This window comes from Spirosoma sp. KNUC1025, assembly GCF_045160025.1.
In the GTDB taxonomy this organism is placed as follows: Bacteria; Bacteroidota; Bacteroidia; order Cytophagales; family Spirosomataceae; genus Spirosoma.
On the sequence record NZ_CP087139.1, the window covers coordinates 3,607,297 to 3,626,590 of the forward strand.

Below are 19,294 nucleotides of genomic sequence, written 5' to 3' on the forward strand. Positions count from 1 at the left end.
GAGAGCTGATCAAAACGCTACTTAAGCTTTCGCCAGAAGGCCTGTTGGAGCGTACGGTCACTGACGTACGACGGCCCGGCTTGCTCGGCTGTGTTCGTCAGGCCATAAAGTTTTGTTTTCAGTTGAGCTTTCTCTTTGGCTGAAAGGGGTTTGCCGACGGCTAATTTTTGCAAACCGGCCAGCACGGACCAGTTCTGCATCCCGCTATTCACTACGTTAGTTGCCAACGCGTTACCGAGTAGCTGAATCGTTTGCCGTTGCCGGGCATTTAGCGTCGGCAGGTCCAGGTAGCCCAGCGTTTCGGCAACCAAGGCGTCAATACGTTGCTGACTGTAGGTTTTCGACTGGTCGAATGAAGTCGTTACGTTCTTCAACTCTCCCGTCAACCGGGTTTCTTTTTCCTTCGTCTGGGGAGGGTCGAAGCCGGTTTTCTTCACATACGACCGGGCTTTTTGCTGCGACAGTTTCAGGTATTTCAGGGCTTCCTGCTCATAAGGCAACGCTTTCTCCGGTTCATATAGACGCAGGTGCAGTTCCGACTGCCACATGTTTTCCAGCGCCATTTTTAGCAGCGCCCGCGTCGACTGTTCATGAAACGTATTGGTTTCGGCGTCGTCGTGTGAGTGAACGTATTGCTCCATCAATGCCGCCAGAGGGTCTTTTCCGTCGTCGACCTTACCACCTCCGCCGTGGTTGTGCCCATCATCGGGCGAATGCGTTTGCGCAGGGGCTGCGGTTTGCTCGCCTTCGCCCTCGTCGTGCTTGTGCATGTAAGCCTGAATAGCTGCCATGCCTGACACTACGGCGCCTTCGCTGTTTGTTGGCAATGGGGGCTCTCCACCGCCCCCGATGTTCTTCTCAAACTCTTCACCCAGAAACTGACCGTAACGTAACCGCAATGCCTTCTGGTCAAATCCGATTTCGTTTGATTGGCTTTTAAATGCCTTCGGCGCCATCTTTTTGCGTCCGGCAATCAATTTTTCGGTGTCGATGATAATCTGCCGCTGGCTTCTGAAATACTCAGGCATAATGTTGACCGCCATAGTTGCCAGTTCGCTTTCTTCGGCCTGCGTCGTGTCTTTATACACAACAAAATACGTATCAGACTTTGTAAAGTTTGGCTCAGGTTGCCGGTTGTCGAAAGCGGCCCAGTAATAATACAGTTCATCACCCGGCGCAAATTGCAACGCCTTCAAATCCAGTGTTTTTGATAAGTTGGATTCTTTGAAATTGCGCTGATCCAGGGGCATTTTTATTTCTCTGAATTTCACATTTTCACCCGAACCCCGCGCTACGGTAGCCACGATAAACGCCTGCGTAATGCTAAAATCGTCTGAAAATTTCGCTGCTACGTTTAACTGTTTTGAATCTTTGAGGTAATGGAAACGATACACCTCTTTCGATTCCGGTTCAATTTTAGGGGCCAGGTCAGGTCGGGCTTCGAGCCGGTAAAAGTCGGATTGGTAGACCAGCGAATCTCGTTTGGTAGCTGTGTGCCAGTATGCTTTGATGGAGTATAAACCTGAGTTGATAAGCTTGTCCTGATACGTAAATCCTTCACCCAGTTGCCGAAAAGCAATCTCCTGCCCACGGCTGCTTACCAGTTTCACCGTAAGCTGGCGGCTTTCGCTGAAACGTACCTGCCAGCTGAGAGCCGAGCCGACAATAGCCGATGCATTCAGGTTGGATGAGTTAATGACCGGCAGTCGCGTGTAAGCCGGTGGCTGAACCTGTAAAGTAGCGGATTGAAAGGTTGGCGCTACAGGTTTGCTTTCTGGCACAAACGCTTCGAGAAAACTACGTTTTTTAGGGCTGTTTGGCGTATCGTTCTGCAACAAGGGGTAGCCGTAATGAATACCCAGAACGGCCAGCAGCACTAAGCTATAAAGCCCAATTTTTGACCAGATCACAACAGGAATCCGTACGTTCTGGATATGCTCATTCAGGCGATCAAGTTGCAGTTGCTCCGCCAGGTTGAGTTGCGGTTTGGTAAGCAATGGCAGACTGTATTCTACGTCACCTACGGTTTGATGGATCAGGCGAATGGCCTGCGGCTGTTTGTTCTGATAGAGTTTACTGAAAAAAAAGCCCGCACCAAACCCGACGACACCCGCCAGAATTGGCCATATGGTTGGTCCGGTAAAGGTAGCGGTAAGCAGATAAGCCGATATCGCCACCAAAACGCAACGTAGCAGAGCGTTGGCGTAGAGCTGGTACGTTACCGACGATATAAGGCGTTTTAGATCGTTCATGCGTTTCTGGTTAAAGCAAGCCAACGTTCGAGTAGTACTAAAACAAAAAATAGCAACAACAGTGCATTCTGTAGCCCTGCCTGATGCTGAACACCTGGTGTTGCGAGCGGAACGAACAGCGATTTCAAATCCTGCCGGCTCAGTGGTTTCGGACTTGGGTAAAGACCAAACTGAGTGAGTAAATGATTACCCAGCCATTCGGGAAGCTGCCCCGTTTCGACACGACCGGAGGTTTGTGGGGTCAAGGTTTCGTTCGTATAAATGACATTTTCGGCCGTATTTCGTTGCTCCACACCCGAAACAACGTAGCGTGTTTGGGGTAATATTTTTTAGGCAGCTGATCAGTTAGTATCCACTGATACTGGCGGTTAGGGACCGGCCGTTCGTCAATCGTCAGGTCAAGGGAATATACGTCGGACAGAGCCGCCAGCGCGGCTTTTACGGTTTGACGCTCATTCGCATTTCGATAGGAAATCAACGTATTCATTGGTCCCGAATAAGCCGGGGCTGATTGGAAACGTACTGACGGGTCAAGTGACGTACTACTGGTTAGCTTGCCTGATCGGTTGACGAATAATTTTTTATTGTCTTTAACGGCTAGGTACGCTCTTGGCTGATTTGTCGAATCAACCATAGCGTATAACTGAAACCGAGCTGGAACAGTAATCACAGGCACATTCGCCAGTTGCTGATTCGTCGTTACGTACAGATTGAGTGCCGTATTTTTAGCATCCAGTTTATTAATGGCTGTCTGTAAACGTAATGGACTGAAATCGACGGACGGCTGTACGGGGGTTAATTGTTCATTGACAGGTGCCATGCGCTCATCGGCCCAGAGAACGCGTTCTCCTTTTTCTGGGCTTCAGTCAGTTCAAACCGAAAATTATTCGCTACCGACGCGCTAGGTTGCACCAGGTGAACCTTCTGAATAATAGGGGGTTTGGCAAACCAGTTCAGAATGGGTTGAGCAAGCAGGATGGCCAGCAAAATCAGCAGCAAACAGCGGATTATAAGCAGCAGTATATTATCCAGCCGGAGGCCCCGGCTTTGTTGTTGCTGACTTTCGGTGAGCCATTGCGTAGCAGCCCAGGGAAGCAGTTTTCCCCGCTTCTGATGCCAAAAGTGAATGGCCACCGGAATCGCTACGGCCAATGCACCCCACAATAAAACTGGCTCAATAAACTGCATAGAAATTTGGTTAAAGGCTGCCTGTCAAACTTCTGGTTCGGCGCATGTCCAGCGCGAAACGATCTGTCTAACTCAGCAAAAACTGCTTTAATACAAGCGCAATCGGATCACTCAGCCGCGTGCGAATAAGTCGTACATGCGGAATGCGCAAGCTTTCTTCGAGCCTGGTTAAATAGTCCAACGACCGTTGCCGAACGGTTTCCCGAATGGCATCAGCCTGCAATTCAATTTCTTTTCCGGATTCCAGATCCTGAAATCGATAAAAGCCACTCATCGAAAAATCCAGTTCCTGATCACCAAGTATCTGAAAAAGAACGATTTCACGTCGTGGGCCGGCCACGGTCTGAATCAGGTTTACCCACTCATCATTGACCTGCAGAAAGTCGGAAGCCATGATAAGCATCTCTGCCTGCTTACGACCAAATTCGGGAACCGAAGCCGCCTGGTTGGGCCAGGAACCTTCGGCCTGTGCCGTTTCGAGCGTAGCGACAATTTTCTGGAAAGACTGTTTCCCGGCTGGAACAGCCGTTTTTACCAGCCCGTTTTGCAGAGTGTAAAAACTCAATTGGTCACCCTGTCGGTTGGCCAGATAAGCCAGTGAGGCCAGCAAAATTTTAGCATATTGTAACCGACTTACTTGGCCCTCGGTATACTTCATTGACCCCGATAAATCGAGCAGCAATCTGATCTGCTGATTACTTTCCGTAGCCGATTCACGTACCAGATAATGATTGGTTTTGGCAAATAACTTCCAGTCAATACGTTTCGGGTCGTCGCCGGGCGTATAATGCCTGAACTGCTCAAACTCTGTTCCAATACCCGACCGTCGGCTAAGCTGAATGCCAAGCATCAATTCGTCGCTGACTAGTTTCCCTGCCAGCTGCAAATTGTTGAGTTTGATGAGGTCGGTGATGAGCATGATTTCTGGAATCCAGCGTAAGGGATCTGGTTTAAAACATTCGGGACGGCTACAACAGTCAACGGGACCGATTAACCCAATGCCGTAAATTTTAGGCTAATTTGATTTCTGTCAATAACTGTTTGATAACCAGATCCGTTGTAACGCCTTCGGCTTCGGCGCGGAAGTTAAGTGCAATCCGGTGCCGCAGAATTGGGTAAGCCAGTGCCTGAATGTCTTCCGGAATGACAGAAAATCGTTCATTCAATACAGCGCGGGCTTTAGCGCAGAGCACCAGAGCCTGTCCGGCCCGTGGACCGGCTCCCCACTGACTCCATTGCTTCACAAACGAGGAAGGCGAGTCGGCTGGGCGGGTAGCCCGAACGAGCTTGTTGATATACCCAATCAGTTCTTCGCTGATGTGCACCTGCCGGGTAAGGGTTTGTAATTGAATGATGTCCTCGTCTGAAAGAACCGTTTGCAGATTTGGCCGATTGGTGCCGGTTGTGCTTTTCAATACGTCGAGTTCTTCCCGTTCGGATGGGTAGCTTAATTTGATATACAGCAGAAACCGGTCCAGCTGCGCTTCGGGTAGGGGGTACGTACCGGCCTGTTCAATCGGGTTCTGGGTAGCAATGATCAGAAAGGGTTTGGGCAATGCATAGTCGGTTCCGTTATAGGTTACCTTATACTCCTGCATGGCCTCCAGCATAGCGGCCTGGGTTTTAGGCGGAGTCCGGTTGATTTCGTCGGCCAGTACTACGTTGGCAAACAAAGGCCCCCGGTTAAAGACGAATACCTTGTGGCCAGTTTCGTGGTCATCTTCCAGAATTTCGGTGCCAACAATATCGCCAGGCATCAGGTCAGGTGTAAACTGGATACGTTTGAATTGCATCGCCAGCGCATCAGACATGGTTTTCACCATCAGGGTTTTTGCCAGGCCGGGTACTCCTTCCAGCAGACAGTGACCACCCGCCAGCAGCGAAATCAATACCTCGCTGATGGCTTCCTGTTGTCCGATAATAACCTTTCCAATCTCGCTTCGCAGCTGGGGCAGTTTTGCCACCAGTTTTTTGTAATGGGTTAAGTCTGTTGATTCCAATTTTTCTTTATCTATCAGGTTGTATTAGTCGATGAATAATGGATACTGTGCAATAGGGTTTAAAGATCCATTACTCATTCTTCATTGTCCATTATTAAGCTGTTAGCGCGTAGGTAACAATATTGACGCCAAACTTGGTATTGTCTTCCGCTAGAAATCGTTTGTTGCGAAAGTCGTAATCCCATTCGCAGCCGTAGTCTTTATTGCTATAAAGCACCCCGATACGTCCATTGATCAGTATGGCTTTCAGGTAATCATGCACCAGATCGTCGCCCCAGCCATTCAATTCAAATGAGGTGGTCGGCGGTCCTTCCGGAAACTTAAAAAAACAGCTATAAATCGGGTGGGTATTCGGAATCTTCTGTAACGCTTTGGGGCCAAATGTGCGGGCCATTTCCTGCTCAAACGATTTGGCGAAGAGACCGTCAACGTCGTGGTTACAATCGTCAACAAACACAAAACCACCGTTCTGAACGTACCGTTTGAAGTGATCGCGCTCCTGAGTCGAAAACTCAACCAGCTTATGACCACTCAGGTAGCAGAAAGGGCTCTTGAACAAATCCGGGCTACTCAGCGTCACCACCTTTTCCTTCTGATCGACTGGCAGGGTTGTGTATTCCACCAGCGAATGCATCAAATTCGACGGCATTCGCTGATCAGTATCCCAATCGCCGGACGTATACTGAAGTCGTGTGAAAAAGAAAGGTTTCAAGAGTGTCTGTTGAGTTTTATGAATTGATAATCATCATTGGGTTTATAGATGCCAGAATACCTAGTTTAATCGTTTTTCCATGATAAAATCTTCCATTAAAAAGCCGTCACCGATGTCGATATCTTCTTGACCGATAACGACAAAGCCCATTCGTTCGTAAAACTGCACGGCCCTGTTGTACCGATTAACATTAAGCCCCAACCGATTGTCAGCCTGTTGAATAGCGCGTTCGGCTACGTTATCGATCAACAACCGTCCTACACCTTTCCCCTGACTCGCGGGTAGCATGTATATTTTGTGCACTTTAGTTACTGACTCGCCTTTGTAATGCAGCTCATAAGAAATATAGCCGAGGTACTCGTTACTGATTTCGTCTTTTGCCAGCAGAAAAACGTGTTTTTTCTCGTTGATCTGACTTTTGAGCGCATCCAGACTGTACATCATCTCCAGCATATAACGTATCTGCGAAGGCGACAGAATCTCACCAAACGTACTGGGCCAGGTTTGATGGGCAATCGTCTGAATAACAGGCAAATCAGTTTCGGTAACTTCGGTAATGGCAATCATTTTGGTTTGTGCATCAATCAACGGACTCCTGACTAGTCCCGAAACCGGGCTTTGTCCAGGCCATGAGCAGGCTATGTTCAAAAGAGCCGTCCATGTTCCGCGTTTTATTTTTCATACAACCTTCCTGAACAAAGCCTAAACTATGGTATAAACCAAGGGATTTTTGATTGGATGCCCTCGATTCAAGTTCAACGCGCCCTACTTCAGGAAATAGCTGCTGTACGTCATCCAGAAACGCTCGAAAAAGCTGTTTCCCAACGCCCTTGCCCTGATAGTCAGGATGAACGGCGATGGTTAGTCCTGTCAGTATATGATCAAAAATACGAAGGCCATATTTTGACGCATGAATTTCCGCAATGACCTGATTAGCAGGATCTACAGCTACAAGCATTAATCCCTGTTGTTCAATCGTCCGAAACAAGCCGTCAATATATTGATCGGTTATTTCATCTTCTGTCCGGGCAATTCCCTGACTAATTCGCGCAACGACTTTATATAATGCACAGAGTGCTTCTTTATCCTGATACGTTGCCTTTCGAATACTGACCATATCAAGTCGTTGTAAGTGATATAAACTCAACTACTAACGTTTCGGATTAATAGCTGAGTTCAGGTTTAGACCGCATCTGACAAACTCGTGAACGTAAATTCCCGAATCTTCATGGGAGGAATCAGGTAGTTCTGATCCGTTTCGGTGCTAACCACCCGTTCCGGTTTACCCAACGATTCTAGGTTATTCAGCATAATAATCGGGCTTTCGTTAAACCGGAAATTCTTTACCGGGTGTTTAATTTTTCCATTCTCAATATAGAACGTCCCGTCGCGGGTCAGACCCGTCAGAAGAATAGTTTGTGGATCGACCTCGCGGATATACCAAAGCTTGGTGACCAGAATGCCCCGCTGGGTACTTTTAATCATATCCTCCAGCGATGCGGTACCACCCGTCATAATGGCGTTATTAGGACCAGGGACTGCTTTCTTGCCCTGTTTTTGCGCCCAGTAGCGGGAATACGACAGATTTTTTACAACGCCTTTCTCAATCCACATGGTTTTTTCCTGCGGTCGCCCGTCGCCCGACCAGGGTGAAGCTGGTAAATCAGCATTCGTTGGGTCGGAGTAAATCGTGACGCGTTCGTCAACGATCTTGTCGCCCAGCCGCGATTTGCCGCCTGCTTTGCTGAAATAAGATCGGCCTTCATCGGCGGAGCGGGCATCCATGTTGAAGAAAATATTTTCGAGGAGAACCACAGCGGCCGTTGGCTCCAGAATAACCGTGTATTTGCCCGGTTCAATGGCGCGTGCCTCGGCTGACCCCTGCGCTTTTTGAATGGCAATACGGGTAGCTTCTGCTGTATCCAGTTTCGAGAAATCGCTGTATCCCCGTGCTACGTAACCCGATCCCTTACCATCGTTGGTACGTACAGTCAGCGAAAAATTGACATTCGTACTGGGGTAATAAGCAAACAGCCCTTTGGAGTTCATCATGGCTCTATAGCCATAATTGTCCTGGAGGAAACCGGCGGCTACCAGATTTTTCTCCCGCGAAAGCTGTAAACTTTTATTCACGGCATCGGCCCGTGTATCCGGCGTAATCTTCGCTGTCGAGTCAAAAAAGCCGTTCGATTTCACGTATTGCTGTGGTCCTAAAATGCCGACGTATTCCGGATTTTCGGGAGCCAACTGTGCCAATTCTTCGGAACGACGTACAACTTTTTCAAGCGAGGCATCGTCGAACTCGTCAATGGTCGCAATTCCGACTTTTTTGCCGTAGGCCGATTGGACCTGTAAGTTTTGATTGATAAGCGAGCCGCTGGTCGACACTTCATTCCGGGCGTAACGCAGGTTCCCCCGTTCTTCGCCAAGAAGATTAACTTCGCATTCGTCGGCTTTCGAATAGCTTAGGACTTTGGTGAGCAGTGCCTTGGCTTCTGCTTCAGTGAGTATGATGGCCATATGTTGATAGTCAGTAGTCGATTGTCATTGGTCATTTGCTGCGCGTCATTAGGTGTTGGTCAATTGTCATTGGTCATTAAGTCATTTGTATGGACTTTTGTCCAATGACTCTATGACCAATGACAGCGAAGCGTAATGACCAAGGACTAATTTATATTTTTCTAGCTGTATTAATCACATTAACGCCGTTGAAGCGGGTTGTTGAGCTGCCATGCGAAACCGCACTCGATTGCGGGGGTTGACCTTTCCCGTCGAAGAAGGAGCCGCCCAGTCGGTAATCGCGTTCGTCACAAACGGCCACGCAGGAATTCCAGAACTCCTGCGTATTCGATTGATACGCAACATCTTTGAGCATACCGGCAATCTGTCCATCTTTGATCTCGTAGAAGAGCTGCCCGCCAAACTGAAAATTGTAACGCTGCTGATCAATTGAGAACGAGCCGTCGCCAATGATGTAGATGCCCTTCTTGACGTCTTTAATCATGTCCTGTACCGACAGGGGTGTTTTGCCTGGCTCCAGCGATACATTAGCCATGCGCTGAAACTGCACCGAACTCCAGTTGTCGGCGTAGCAGCAGCCCTGCGATTCTTTCTCGCCGATGATGTGCACTTGATCCCGAATGGCCTGATAGTTAACTAAAGTGCCATCTTTCACCAGATCCCACTTTTTGGTTTTGACCCCTTCATCATCCCAGCCCACGGCGCCCAGCGAACCTACCTGCGTTTTATCCGCCACCAGATTGACTTGCTTGCTTCCGTAATTAAAATTCTTTGACTGCCACTTATCCAACGTAGCGAAACTGGTTCCCGCAAAATTGGCTTCATAGCCCAGAACGCGGTCGAGTTCGAGGGGGTGCCCCACCGATTCGTGGATAGTGAGCCAGAGGTGGGAGGGGTCCAGCACCAGGTCGTATTTACCTGCCTCCACCGACTTGGCCGTGTGCTTGGCGCGGGCCTGTTTGGCGGCTGCCGTTACGTCCTCCAGCATATCGTACCCTTTGTTGTAACGGGATGTAACACCCGTCACTTTGTCTTTCGGATTCGGTTGCAGGTATTCGTAACCCATTCCCATGGGGGCGCTGAGCGACTGGCGGGTTTCAAACTTTCCGGTTTTAGGATCAATGGCTGTAACCGTAAAAATTGGCCAGATGCGGTGGATATCCTGATCGGCATACGTACCATCAGTGGAGGCAAAGTACTTCTGCTCGTTCACCATAAACAGGATCGAGTTTACGTAATTGGCGCCATTTTTCAGAGCCGCCCCATTCACCGACATCAACAGATCCACTTTTTCCTTAATCGGTACTTCAAAGGCATTTTTGGTAATAGGAGCCTTCCAGCTGACTTCCCCAAAACCTTTTTGAGGAGCCAGTTGTACGGGCTCTTTCATCAATTTGGCATTGGCTTTGGCAATGGCTACGGCTTTTTCAGCTGCCTTCGCCGTATCCGCTTCGCTTTTGGCATCAACAATTGCCGCAAACCCCCAGCAGCCATCGGCAATCACCCGAACGCCAACGCCATAGGATTCAGTATTGACGATGTTTTGCACTTTGTCTTCCCGTGTGATAACGAACTGGTTAAGGTAGCGGCCAATCCGTACGTCGGCATACGTAGCGCCTTTGCTTTTGGCGGCATTCAGGGCGGCATCGGCCAGGCGTTTTTTGGTGGCTACGTCCAGACCCGGTTCAAGCAGAGCTTCAGGCGAGACGGTGCGGGAAAAGGCCGGTAGTCCGGGTAGTATGATACCCGCAGCACCCATTCCCAAAAGTTGGTTAAAATTGCGACGATTCATGTAGTGTGTGCGTAAAATTCTTTGGTCAATAGGTTCGCATCATTAGGCATTAGTCATTCGCTTCGCGTCATTGGTGCTGGCACCGTGTTTGATGAACTCTTTTGTATCAGCTACCAATGACTAATGACGCGAAGCGAATGACTAATTGACTATTAAACGGCATCAGATAAGCTTGTAAACGTAAAGTCACGAATTTTCATTGGAGGAATCAAGTTACCTCCTGCTCGGACAGGTTTGCCCAGTGCTTCGACGTTGTTGAGCATGATGACCGGGCTTTCATTGAAACGGAAATTTTTCACGGGGAATTTGATCTGTCCGTTTTCGATGTAGAACGTCCCGTCGCGGGTCAGGCCCGTATACAACTGCGTTTGCGGATCAACCGCGCGGATGTACCAGAAGCGCGTGACCAGAATACCTTTATCGGTGCTTTTAATCAGGTCAGCCAGCGACTGCGTGCCACCCAGCATGATGAACCCACTAGCCGCTGGAATTGGTTTAACTCCTTTTTTGTCGGCCCAGTAGCGGGAATAAAACATGTTCTTTACGACTCCATTCTCAATCCAGGTCCGTTTCTCCTGCGGTACGCCATCGCCACCACCGCCACCAAAACGTCCCTGACCACCGCCACCACCTCCTCCACCGAAGGGGGACAACGGTAAATCGGCATTCATGGGGTCAGTAAGGATGGTTACGCGTTCATCGAATAACTTTTCGCCAAGGCGGGTGCCGCCCCCTTTTTTGCTCAGGAAACTACGGCCCTCATCGGCGTTGCGGGCATCCATACTCCGCATCATGTTTTGCAGCAGCTCAACAGAAGCAGTCGGTTCGAGAATAACGGTGTATTTGCCGGGTTCGAGCGCGCGGGCACTGGCCGAAGCCAGGGCTTTTTGCATGGCGATTTGCGTGGTGGCTTTCGTGTCGAGCTTGCTGACATCATTTACATCCGGATTGGCATAACCGGAGCCCAGGCCGTCGGCGGTACGTACCGTGATCGAAAAATCGACGCTGGTTGATCGATTGTAACCGAACAGCCCTTTGCTATTGCCAATGGATGAGAAACCCGTTGTATCTTCCATATACCCGGCTGCAGTCAGGTTCTTCTGTCGGCAGGGATCGATGCTATCGAAGGCCGCTTTTGCACGGAACTCAGGGTCGATTTTCGCGGTGCTTTCGGCATACGTACTGGTTTCCAGATAGGTTTGTGGCCCCAGCATGGGCATATATTCCGGATTTTCAGGAGCGAGTTTGGCAATTTCTTCTGCCCGACGAACGGCCTTCTCCAGCGAGGCATCGTCGAACTCATTGACAGTGGCCGTTCCTGAACGTTTCCCATAAACGGCAGTAATCGCCAGGGCAATATTGTCCGATTCGCCACTGGTCGAAACAGAGTTACGGGCGTAACGGATGTTGCCAGTACGGTTACCCGTCAGGCTGACGCTGGTTTCGTCGGCTTTTGAATAAGCCAGCACCTTGTCAATTATTTTTTTTGCTTCTTCTTTGGTTAGAATAGCCATGAGTAGTTATTGGGCATTGGTCATTACGCTTCGCTGTCCTTGGTCATTAAGTCATTTGTATGGACTTTTGTCCAATGACTCTATGACCAATTGACAGCGAAGCGTAATGACCAAGGACTAATTTATATTTTTCTAGCTGTGTTGATCACATTAACGCCGTTGAAGCGAGCCGTTGAGCTGCCATGCGAAACCGCACTCGATTGGGCTGGCTGGCCTTTTCCGTCGTTAAAGGCACCTCCTAGTCGATAGTCTGTCTGATCACAAACGGCCACGCAGGAATTCCAGAATTCACGTGTATTGGCCTGATACGCTACGTCTTTAAGCATTCCAACAATCTGCCCGTCTTTGATCTCGTAGAAGAGTTGCCCACCAAACTGAAAATTGTAACGCTGCTGATCAATCGAGAACGAGCCGTCGCCAATGATGTAGATGCCCTTCTTGACGTCTTTAATCATGTCCTGTACCGACAGGGGTGTTTTGCCTGGCTCCAGCGATACGTTGGCCATGCGCTGAAACTGCACCGAACTCCAGTTGTCGGCGTAGCAGCAGCCCTGCGATTCTTTCTCGCCGATGATGTGCACCTGATCGCGGATGGCCTGATAATTAACCAGTATGCCATCTTTCACCAGCTCCCACTTTTTGGTTTTAACCCCTTCATCATCCCAGCCCACGGCGCCCAGCGAACCTACCTGCGTTTTGTCTGCCACCAGATTGACCTCTTTACTGCCGTAGTTAAAGTTTTTGGCCTGCCATTTTTCAAGAGTCGCAAAGGACGTACCTGCGTAGTTGGCTTCATAGCCCAGAACGCGGTCGAGTTCGAGGGGGTGCCCCACCGATTCATGGATGGTCAGCCAGAGGTGGGAGGGGTCCAGCACCAGATCATATTTACCCGCTTCGACCGACTTGGCCGACAACTTCTCTTTAGCCTGTTTGGCGGCTGCGGTAATATCTTCCAGCATATCGTACCCTTTGTTGTAGCGGGTCGTAACGCCGGTAAGTTTATCACTTGGATTTACCTGTAAGTACTCGTAGCCCATGCCCATAGGCGCACTCAGCGAATTACGCGTAGCGAATCTGCCATTCTGAGGATCAACGGCCGTAACGGTAAAACTGGGTCCAATTCGGTGGATATCCTGATCGGCGTAGGTACCGTCGGTGGAGGCAAAGTACTTTTGCTCATTCACCATAAACAGTACGTTGTTCACGAAGTTGGCGCCGTTTTTCATGGCTTCGGCGTTGGCCGACAGCAGCAAATCTACCTTCTCTTTGATGGGTACTTCAAACGCATTTTTGGTGATTGGCGCTTTCCAGCTTACGTCGCCAAATCCTTTCTGCGGAGCCAGCTGCACGGGCTCCGTCAGCAAGCGGGCATTGGCTTTCGCAATCGTTACGGCCTTTTCGGCAGCTTTGGCTACAACGGCCTCATCGCGGGCGTCGCCTACGGATGCAAACCCCCAGCAGCCATTGGCAATCACCCGAACGCCCACGCCATACGATTCGGTATTAATGACGCCCTGCACCTTGTTTTCGCGTGTCAGCACAAACTGGTTCAGGTAGCGGCCTATGCGCACATCGGCATACGTAGCGCCCTTACTTTTGGCGGCATTCAGGGCGGCATCGGCCAGGCGTTTTTTGGCGGCTATATCTACCCCGGTTCGAGCAAAGCCTCGGGCGTGACGGTTCGGGAAAAAGCGGGCAGGGCAGGCATTAATATGCCAGCAGCGCCCATGCCTAGTAGTTGGTTAAAATCTCGACGATTCATGAAATAGGTTAAAAAGACGTACGTTAATTGCCGCTAGTCATTGGTCAATTGCTTCGCGTCATTGGGTATTGGTCAACTGGTCATTCGCTGTGTGTCATTGGTGGTTGGTACAGTTGTTCGCCGAGCTTTTTAGCGTCAGCAACTTATGACTAATGCCCAGTGACAGCGAATCAAAATGACCAATTGACTTTTACACGGCATCTGACAAACTCGTAAAGGTAAAGTCCCGAATTTTGAGCGGTGGGACCAGACTTCCGCCAATGCGAACGGGTTTGCCCAGTGCTTCTAGGTTGTTGAGCATGATGACCGGGCTTTCGTTGAAGCGGAAATTTTTCACGGGGAATTTGATCTGCCCATTTTCGATGTAGAACGTCCCATCGCGGGTCAGGCCGGTGTAGAGCAGTGTTTGCGGGTCAACGGGCCGGATGTACCAGAAGCGCGTAACCAGTATGCCTTTCTCCGTACTTTTAATCATGTCGGCCAGCGATTGGGTGCCGCCCTCCATAATGAAATTGGCTGGAGGAGGAATGGCTTTAACTCCCTTTTTGTCAGCCCAGTATCGCGAGTAATACAAGTTTTTAACGACGCCTTTTTCGATCCAGGTAACCTTTTCCTGCGGGCGGCCATCGCTGCCACCCCCGCCAAAACGTCCGCCACCGCCCCCACCAAACGGTGGTGCCGGAGCTTCAGCATTCGTGGGGTCTGAATAAATGGTTACGCGTTCATCGAACAGCTTTTCGCCAAGGCGGGTACCGCCCCCTTTCTTGCTTAGAAAACTACGGCCCTCTTCAGCATTACGGGCATCCATCGATCCCATCATAGCAGCCAGAAGGGACGCATCGACGTTACTAACCAGCGCGGCTGGCTCCAGAATAACGGTGTATTTGCCGGGTTCGAGCGCGCGGGCGCTGACCGATGCCTGTGCTTTTTGCATGGCAATTTCAGTAGCGGCTTTAGTGCTTAGTTTCGACGTGTCCGTTACGTCGCGGGTGGCATAACCGGAGCCCAGACCGTCGGCGGTACGTACCGTAATCGAAAATTCGACGCTGCTGTTTTTCGTATACCCAAACAAACCCTTGCTGTTGGCAATGGCTGTGAAACCAGCGGTATCTTCCATGTACCCGGCCGCGGTCAGGTTCTTTTGCCGACAGGGATCGATGCTGTCGAAGGCCGCCTGCGCCCGATACACCGGATCAATTTTTGCGGTGCTCTCGGCAAAGGGGTTAGCCGGCAAATACGTTTGTGGCCCCAGCATAGGCATGTACTCTGGATTTTCGGGGGCTAGCTTGGCAATTTCCTCCGCCCGACGTACTGTCTTCTCCAGCGAGGCATCATCAAACTCGTTGATCGTGGCTGTACCAGCCCGCTTGCCATAAACAGATGTGACCGCCAGAGAAATGTTATCGGATTCGCCACTGGTCGAGACGGCATTGCGGGCGTAGCGGATATTACCCGTTCGGCCTCCCGTCAAGCTGACACTAGTTTCGTCAGCTTTTGCGTACGCGAGTACTTTGTCCAGTATTTTTTTTGCTTCTTCTTTGGTTAAGATTGCCATGGTAATTTATTGGTCATTAGAGACTGGTCATTCGTCAATGGTCATTAGGGACTAGTTATTAGCTGTACGTCATTGGTCATAGAGTCATTTGACTGTGTATGGGCCATTTTGTCGAATGACCAATGACTTGATGACAGCGAAGCGAAATGACCAACGACTATATTTTCCGAGCCGTATTTATTACGTTAACGCCGTTGAAGCGGGTGGTAGCACTGCCGTGTGATACAGCGCTGACTTGCGAAGGCTGACCTTTTCCATCGAAAAACGAGCCAAATGTCCGGTAGTCGTCCTGATCGCAAAGCTGGGCGCAGGAGTTCCAGAATTCCTGGGTATTCGACTGATAGGCAACATCGTCAAGCATCCCGACAATTTCTCCGTTTTTAATTTCGTAGAAAAGCTGCCCCCCAAACTGAAAGTTGTAGCGCTGCTGATCAATCGAGTACGAGCCACGACCGATGATGTAGATACCCTTATCGACTCCCTTAATCATATCGGAAACCGAGCGTTTTTCGGTGCCGGGCTTTAGTGATACGTTCGGCATCCGCTGAAACTGTACGGAGTCCCAGTTATCGGCATAGCAGCAGCCATTCGATTCGTTTTCTCCTAAAATAGCCGCCTGATCGCGGATGGCCTGATAATTTACGAGAATACCATCTTTAATCAGATCCCACTGTTTGCAGGGAACGCCTTCGTCGTCGTAACCAACGGTACCCAGTGTGTGGGGCTGCGTTTTGTCGGCCACAATGTTTACCAGCTTACTACCGTAGTTGAACGACTTGCTTTTCCACTTGTCGAGCGTAGCGAAACTGGTTCCGGCGTAGTTGGCCTCATAGCCCAGAACGCGATCAAGCTCGGTAGGGTGGCCGACGGACTCGTGGATGGTCAGGCCGAGGTGATTGGGATCGAGAACGAGATCGTACTTGCCGGGCTGTACGGTTTTGGCCGTAAGTTTTTCCTTAGCCTGTTTGGCTCCCAGAATGGCATCTTCAACCATATCGTAGGAGTTTCGATACCCGACTAATCCATTGGGAGCCTGAATTTTTTCTGTAGCCAGCCCGTCGAGGTATTCGTATCCCATACCCATTGGCGAACTGAGCGCATCACGGGTTTTGAATTTACCGGCTGCCCGATCCACTACCGAAACAGTAAACGTCGGCCAGATTCGGTGCACATCCTGGTCGATGTAGGAGCCATCGGTCGAGGCAAAGTATTTCTGCTCATTGATGAAAAATAAATTCGACGTGACGAAAGCGGCTCCATTTTTCATGGCTTCTCCGTTTACGTTCATCAGCAAATCGATTTTCTGCTGAACCGGTACGTCGAACGCATTCTTTTTGATAGGGGTTTTCCAGCTAACTTCACCAACGCCTTTCTGAGGGGCCAGTTGCACGGGTTCTTTCGATAGTTTCGAATTCGCTTTGGCAATGGCTACGGCTGTTTCGGCACATTTGGCAATCGCGGCCGGTGTTACGTTGCTCGTGGCTGCGAATCCCCAGGTACCATTGGCAATTACGCGAATGCCGATACCATACGATTCAGCACTGACAATGTTCTGAACTCGTGTTTCGCGCGTGAAGAGATACTGTTGAAGATAACGTCCAATCCGAACGTCGGTGTAAGTGGCCCCTTTGCTTTTGGCGGCATTCAGGGCAATGTCGGCTAATTGTTTTTTGGTGGCTGTGTCGATTCCGGCGGCTCGGCTGGCTGTCTCCCTGAGGTACTCGGGTGATACCGCGTTGCCCAGCACAGGAACCGTAGCCGTTAACAGGCCACCAATGCCTAATCCAGACAACTGGATAAAGTCTCTTCGTTGCATTTATTTAATAAAACACTTGTTGATGATTACGTTTATATACGGTCGGAAAACACGAATATGGCCAAAAATAATGGATCAACAGGCATTAAATCGCTTTTTTGTGACGAGCGGTAAGTTGGTATTTAGGTAGAAACACCCAATAAAATTTTGAAGAATTAAGGCTAATCGATTGATTTTATTTAATAATCTGAAACAGTCGCGTTCGAGGGCAACATACACACAGCAACTGGAAGAGTTTATTCAGGACGTATTGATTACCGCCCATGCCAACATCCGTGATCTGGAAGAAAAGCGAACGTTTGCCGACCGATACGTCGGCCCGGCCAGAAGAGCACAATTATATTGATGGCCGCTTGTTCAGCTACGTAGAGATGCTGGCAATTTTGCGAGCCTCAGCTCGTGATACGGGCCTTGATCCAAAAACGATTGGGTTATAGAAAAACGCTTTTTCGCTATAACCGACGTAGTGTCCGGGTAGCCGTGGCAGGCTGATGAAAGCCTAATTCAAAAAAGTTGTCAACCTGTAAGGTATTCCCCTTTTGTTCGATTCTGTAACTCGTGCGTTGTGTGGAACTGGAGAGCATATTCAGGACCGTAATCGTATTCCCCTGTAGCTCATACTGATAAATTCCACTGCCTATTTTCGGAATAAGATAGCCATCGGCATTACGTTCCTTGCCGCGATTAACCAGGATTGAATTTGGTAAAGGATGACCGGTTTGATCCAGATTGAAAATAAGCGTGTCTGTACCGGCAGATGTTTCTATCCAGGTTCCTGTTAGCGTATCTGGCGAGATGGAATCCGGCTGATGGCAGGCCAAACAACTTAAGCTGAACAGGATAAGAATCGACAATGAGCGCATAGCAAGGGACTTTCTATACGAGAGTCCATTTTCAATCAAAAGGTTGGCCGTGTTGGACATCCAGAAAAAGAAACTTCCCGAAAGTTTTAAGCTTTCGGGAAGGTAGTTAGACGAACTAAGGCTCGCTTATTTTTTAGCCTTCGCAGGCTTGGCGGCTGGTGCAGCTTCTTTTTTGGTTTTGCTCGCAGCTTTTGGCGCTTCTACTGTTTTAGGGCCTGTGCTGGTTTTTGTCGTTTTAGATTCTTTAGTTGCCACGGGTTCGGCACTCATGACCGAGCCGCGCACAAACGTTCCCCAGGTTAGGTTGTCTTTGCCTTTCTGTAGTTTTTGCGCCCGTTCGATAGCCATATTAGCAGCCGCTTCTACGACCCAGTCGAAATTTTCCTGACCAACTGAATGAATATCGGCATCGGGAGCCGGGTTGCAGAAATCGATAGCGATGGGGATACCATCACGAACGGCAAATTCGACCGTATTGAAATCGTAACCCAGGCCGTGGTTCAGTTTCAATACGTAGTCGGTCATGGTGGCCAGGAGCTTTTTGCCCGCATCGCCCGTGGTTTTCATCTCAGCAGCGTAGCGCAAATGATGCGGATTACGGGGCTCGTAGGGCATGATACGTACATCTTTACCACCGATGCAGTAACAACGGAAGTAATCCGTAAAGTCGATCGCTTCCTGATAGAGCATCACCAACTGACCCGTTTCGTCATACGCTTTAAACATCTGCTCGGGGTTGTCGACTTTATAGACACTCTTCCAGCCACCACCGGCGTGGGGTTTCATGAAAGCTGGGAAACCAATGTGATTGAATATACCATCCCAATTCATGTGTTTCAGGTTGCGGAACGAATTGTGATTGGTATCATCGGGACGTTCTTTCGAAGGGAGCAGAATTGTTTTGGGAACCGGAACACCAAGCTGTACAGCCAGAGCATTGTTGAAAAATTTCTCGTCGGCGCTCCACCAGAAAGGGTTGTTCACAACGGCAGTGCCCGTCAAGGCTGCATTTTTCAGAAAGGCTTTGTAGAATGGAACATCCTGCGAAATACGGTCGATAATAACCGCATACTCGGTTGGAACGCTTTGTTCCACCTGCTCAATACTGACAAACTCGGCTGGAAACGTACTTTGTTTTTCATTGACGCGGTCAACAAATGCCTGCGGAAACGTATTTTCCTGTCCGAAGAGTATGCCGATTTTAGTTTGTTTGCTCATAATCAAGTGATTAGATTCTGTTTTATAGGTGCTAGAAAAAACAAATGGCTAGACTGCCTATCGATAGATGGAGGCAAGTTGCAGTCCATTTTTTAGTAAAAC

General features: G+C 49.5%; 17 protein-coding genes and 1 pseudogene. 1 reads left to right on the forward strand and 17 read right to left on the reverse strand.

Annotated features, from left to right (window positions below; genetic code table 11):
* Positions 1–17: 17 nt before the first annotated feature.
* The 15 genes and pseudogenes from LN737_RS15760 to LN737_RS15830 all read right to left on the reverse strand — a co-directional run bounded on the left by LN737_RS15760 (position 18) and on the right by LN737_RS15830 (position 17,111).
* Positions 18–2,252 carry a hypothetical protein gene (locus LN737_RS15760; RefSeq protein ID WP_405510744.1) on the reverse strand — a complete coding sequence of 745 codons (2,235 nt, stop codon included), beginning with the start codon at positions 2,250–2,252 and terminating at the stop codon, positions 18–20.
* The gene (locus LN737_RS15765) at positions 2,249–2,497 is read right to left on the reverse strand and encodes a hypothetical protein (RefSeq protein ID WP_405510745.1); all 249 of its coding nucleotides are present in this window, start codon (positions 2,495–2,497) and stop codon (positions 2,249–2,251) included. The genes LN737_RS15760 and LN737_RS15765 overlap by 4 nt, the downstream gene beginning before the upstream one ends.
* On the reverse strand, positions 2,494–3,072 hold the full coding sequence (locus tag LN737_RS15770) for a hypothetical protein (RefSeq protein WP_405510746.1): 579 nt from the start codon (positions 3,070–3,072) through the stop codon (positions 2,494–2,496). Before LN737_RS15770 ends, LN737_RS15765 begins: the two co-directional genes overlap by 4 nt.
* Positions 3,048–3,440: a BatA domain-containing protein gene (locus LN737_RS15775; protein WP_405510747.1), complete on the reverse strand. Its 393-nt coding sequence runs from the start codon at positions 3,438–3,440 to the stop codon at positions 3,048–3,050. The genes LN737_RS15770 and LN737_RS15775 overlap by 25 nt, the downstream gene beginning before the upstream one ends.
* Before the next feature lie 67 nt (positions 3,441–3,507).
* The gene (locus LN737_RS15780; RefSeq protein ID WP_405510748.1) at positions 3,508–4,359 is read right to left on the reverse strand and encodes a DUF58 domain-containing protein; all 852 of its coding nucleotides are present in this window, start codon (positions 4,357–4,359) and stop codon (positions 3,508–3,510) included.
* 91 nt (positions 4,360–4,450) lie between these two features.
* Positions 4,451–5,440, reverse strand: coding sequence for a MoxR family ATPase (locus LN737_RS15785; RefSeq protein WP_405510749.1), 990 nt, complete (start codon positions 5,438–5,440; stop codon positions 4,451–4,453).
* A gap of 94 nt (positions 5,441–5,534) precedes the next feature.
* A complete protein-coding gene (locus tag LN737_RS15790; RefSeq protein ID WP_405510750.1) occupies positions 5,535–6,152 on the reverse strand; it encodes a DUF4159 domain-containing protein in 618 nt (205 codons plus the stop codon).
* A 60-nt stretch (positions 6,153–6,212) separates the two neighbouring features.
* Positions 6,213–6,719, reverse strand: a complete 507-nt coding sequence (locus tag LN737_RS15795) for a GNAT family N-acetyltransferase (RefSeq protein WP_405510752.1) — start codon at positions 6,717–6,719, stop codon at positions 6,213–6,215.
* Positions 6,720–6,732: 13 nt separating this feature from the next.
* Complete coding sequence (locus LN737_RS15800) at positions 6,733–7,269, reverse strand: GNAT family N-acetyltransferase (RefSeq protein ID WP_405510753.1); 537 nt, start codon at positions 7,267–7,269, stop codon at positions 6,733–6,735.
* Positions 7,270–7,334: 65 nt separating this feature from the next.
* Positions 7,335–8,672: a TldD/PmbA family protein gene (locus LN737_RS15805; protein ID WP_405510754.1), complete on the reverse strand. Its 1,338-nt coding sequence runs from the start codon at positions 8,670–8,672 to the stop codon at positions 7,335–7,337.
* A gap of 151 nt (positions 8,673–8,823) precedes the next feature.
* On the reverse strand, positions 8,824–10,464 hold the full coding sequence (locus LN737_RS15810) for a TldD/PmbA family protein (protein WP_405510755.1): 1,641 nt from the start codon (positions 10,462–10,464) through the stop codon (positions 8,824–8,826).
* 152 nt (positions 10,465–10,616) lie between these two features.
* Entirely contained in the window at positions 10,617–11,978 is a 1,362-nt protein-coding gene (locus LN737_RS15815; protein WP_405510756.1) for a TldD/PmbA family protein, read from the reverse strand.
* A gap of 122 nt (positions 11,979–12,100) precedes the next feature.
* Positions 12,101–13,740 (reverse strand): annotated as a pseudogene (locus LN737_RS15820) (TldD/PmbA family protein).
* Positions 13,741–13,930: 190 nt separating this feature from the next.
* Complete coding sequence (locus LN737_RS15825; RefSeq protein ID WP_405510757.1) at positions 13,931–15,295, reverse strand: TldD/PmbA family protein; 1,365 nt, start codon at positions 15,293–15,295, stop codon at positions 13,931–13,933.
* A gap of 157 nt (positions 15,296–15,452) precedes the next feature.
* Positions 15,453–17,111, reverse strand: a complete 1,659-nt coding sequence (locus LN737_RS15830; protein ID WP_405510758.1) for a TldD/PmbA family protein — start codon at positions 17,109–17,111, stop codon at positions 15,453–15,455.
* A 263-nt stretch (positions 17,112–17,374) separates the two neighbouring features.
* Here LN737_RS15830 and LN737_RS15835 point away from each other — a divergent pair, with 263 nt between their 5' ends.
* Complete coding sequence (locus LN737_RS15835; RefSeq protein WP_405510759.1) at positions 17,375–17,548, forward strand: hypothetical protein; 174 nt, start codon at positions 17,375–17,377, stop codon at positions 17,546–17,548.
* Positions 17,549–17,563: 15 nt separating this feature from the next.
* Here LN737_RS15835 and LN737_RS15840 read toward each other — a convergent pair whose 3' ends face one another.
* Entirely contained in the window at positions 17,564–17,974 is a 411-nt protein-coding gene (locus LN737_RS15840) for a hypothetical protein (RefSeq protein WP_405510760.1), read from the reverse strand.
* Between the two features lie 126 nt (positions 17,975–18,100).
* On the reverse strand, positions 18,101–19,192 hold the full coding sequence (locus LN737_RS15845; protein ID WP_405510761.1) for a RimK family alpha-L-glutamate ligase: 1,092 nt from the start codon (positions 19,190–19,192) through the stop codon (positions 18,101–18,103).
* Positions 19,193–19,294 lie beyond the last annotated feature (102 nt).